Below are 2,585 nucleotides of genomic sequence, written 5' to 3'. Positions count from 1 at the left end.
GTGGGCGGGGGAGACCGCCCGGGGTGCCCGGGCGGCCGGTCCGGGCCGAAACCGCGCTCACCACGTCACCCGCAGCTCGACCGGCCCCCGCATGACCAACCCCCGCCGCCACCTGATCTCCTCGGGCGGGTCGGCCAGCGCCAAGGTGGGGAAGGCCCGCAGCATTTCACTCAGGGCGATCCGCAGTTCCATCCGGGCGAGGTGCGCGCCCAGGCAGTAGTGCGGGCCGTAGCCGAAGGCCAAGTGCGGGTTGCGATGGCGGAGGAGGTCCAGCTCGTCCGCCTGGTCGAAGATCCGTTCGTCCCGGTTGGCCGCCGCCGTCGAGGCGAACACCGCCTCGCCCGCCCGGATCACACCCCCCGCCACCTCGACGTCCTCCGTCGCGACCCGGGGGAGGATGACCCCGTTGACCAGCGGTACGTACCGGAGCAACTCCTCCACGGCCTGGGGGACCAACTCGGGGCGCCGCTGGAGGAGCTCCCAGCGGTGACGATCCCGCAGCAGGAGGAAGCAGGAATCCCCGATCTGGTTCACGGAGGTCTCGTGGCCGGCGATCAGCAGCACCGAGGCGAACATCACCAGTTCGTCCTCGCTGAGCTGGTCGCTCTCCCCTGGCCCCGGTGTGGCGTCGCGGGCGGCGACGAGGTCGGCGATCAGGTCGTCGTGCGGGGCGCGGCGGCGGGCGGCGATGAGGTGGCGGAAGTACTCCTTCATCTCCTCCAACGCCACGACGGCCTCCTCGGGGGAGTGCGCCGTGGTGGCGAGGATCGTGTCGGACCAGGGCAGGAAACGCGCGCGGTCCGCGTAGGGGACGCCGAGCATCTCGCAGATGACCAGCACCGGGAACGGCAGGGCCAGCCCCTGGACCACATCTCCGGGTGGCCCCGCCTCACGCAGCGCGCCGATCAGCTCGGTGGCGATCCGCACGGCTTGGGGGCGGAAGGACTCGAGGCGGGACACGGTGAAGGCCGGGGTGGCGAGGCGGCGCAGCCGGGTGTGCTCCGGCGGGTCGAGCCCCGCGAGGGTGTCGACCGGTTTCCCCACCGCCGTCATGCGGGGCACGTTGTCGGTGGCGGCCGCCACGGCGCTGAAGCGGGGGTCCGACAGGACGAGCTTCACGTCCTCGTACCGGGTGACCAACCAGCCCTCGTCGCCGTAGCGCAGCTTGATCCGGCTCAGCGGGCGTTCGCGTCGGGCCACCGCGAAATGGGGGTCGATCTCGAGGGCGTCCATCTCCTCGAGGAAGCACACCCCGGAGGCGTCTTCCTGGCTCATCGTCTTGTCTCCTGACCGGAACGGGTGCGAGGGACTCTCGTGGTGCTCACCACGAGACGGGGAGGGCGGTCGGCCCGCGCGCCACCAGGCCGGTGCGCCAGGGCACGTCATCCCTGGGCGTGGCCAGCCGCAGCGAGGGGAGCGCCCGGACCAGCTCGGCCAACGCCACCTGGAGCTCGAGGCGGGCGAGGTGCGCCCCGAGGCAGTAGTGCGGCCCGTGCCCGAAGGCCACGTGCTGGTTGTGGACCCGGGTGAGGTCGAAGGTGTCCGGGTCGTCGAAGACCCGCTCGTCGCGGTTCGCCGAGGGGATGGAGACGAACACCGCCTCACCCGCGCGGATCGTGCCGCCCGCGATCTCGACGTCGCTGACCGCCACCCGGGGCAGCGTCACCCCGTTGATCAGCGGCACGAAGCGCAGCAGCTCCTCCACGGCGCGGGTGACCAACCGAGGGTTCGCCACCAGCTGCTCCCACCGGGACCGCTCCTCCAACAGCAGGAAGCAGGACGCGCCGATCTGGTTGATCGAGGTCTCATAGCCGGCGATGAGCAGCAGGACCGCGAACATCACCAGCTCCTCCTCGCTGAGCTGGTCCGCCTCCCCCGGCTCGGGGGCGGAGTCGCGGGCGGCGACGAGGTCGGCGAGCAGGTCGTCGTGCGGGGCGCGGCGTCGTGCGGCGATGAGGTGGCGGAAGTACTCCTTCATCTCCTCCAGCGCCTGGGCGGACTCCGCTCCGCTGAGCCCCGAGGTCGAGAGCACGGACTCCGACCAGGGCACGAAGCGGGAGTGGTCCTCGTAGGGAACGCCGAGGACCGTGCAGATCAACCGGACCGGGAACGGGAGCGCGAAGTGCCGTACGAAGTCGGCCGGTCGCCCGGACCTCGTCAGCTCGTCGAGGGTGTCCACTGCGATCCGGGTGGCCAGTGGGCGGAAGGTCGCGATGCGGCTGGCCCGGAAGGTGGGGGCGGCGAGCCGGCGCAGCCTGGTGTGTTCCGGCGGGTCGAGACCGGCGATCGTCTCGGCCGGTCGACCGGCGACGACGGTCATCCGGGGCACCCGGTCGCTGGCGGCGGCGGCCGCGCTGAACGCGGGGTGGGTCATCACCGTGCGCACGTCCTGGTAGCGGGTGACCAGCCAGCCCTCCCCGCCGTGGGGGAGCCGGATCCGGCTCAGCGGGCGATCCCGCCGGAACAGCGCGAACAACGGGTCGCTCTCGAGCGCCGGCACCTCGTTGAGGGTGAACACCGGGGTCCGGCCGCTCGGGTCCGGCGGGTGCGGAGCACCGCACGCCCGGTGCTCGGCCGGGCTCACG

The 2,585-nt window shown here is 72.4% G+C and carries 2 protein-coding genes; both read right to left on the bottom strand.

Annotation, left to right across the window (positions count from 1 at the left end; genetic code table 11):
• Nucleotides 1-57 precede the first annotated feature (57 nt).
• Entirely contained in the window at nucleotides 58-1,275 is a 1,218-nt protein-coding gene (locus tag ACTIDRAF_RS0225430) for a cytochrome P450 (RefSeq protein WP_016701464.1), read from the bottom strand.
• 46 nt (nucleotides 1,276-1,321) lie between these two features.
• A partial coding sequence (locus ACTIDRAF_RS0225425) for a cytochrome P450 (protein WP_016701463.1) occupies nucleotides 1,322-2,585 on the bottom strand: 1,264 nt, incomplete at its 5' end.

It is taken from the genome of Actinoalloteichus spitiensis RMV-1378 (assembly GCF_000239155.1).
Taxonomy (GTDB): domain Bacteria; phylum Actinomycetota; class Actinomycetes; order Mycobacteriales; family Pseudonocardiaceae; genus Actinoalloteichus_B; species Actinoalloteichus_B spitiensis.
This window is presented reverse-complemented; position numbering and strand designations above follow the sequence as displayed.

Coding starts and splice junctions, on each gene's coding strand:
- ACTIDRAF_RS0225430 (WP_016701464.1), bottom strand. CDS start 1,275: ATGAGCCAGGAAGACGCCTCCGGGGTGTGCTTCCTCGAGGAGATGGAC.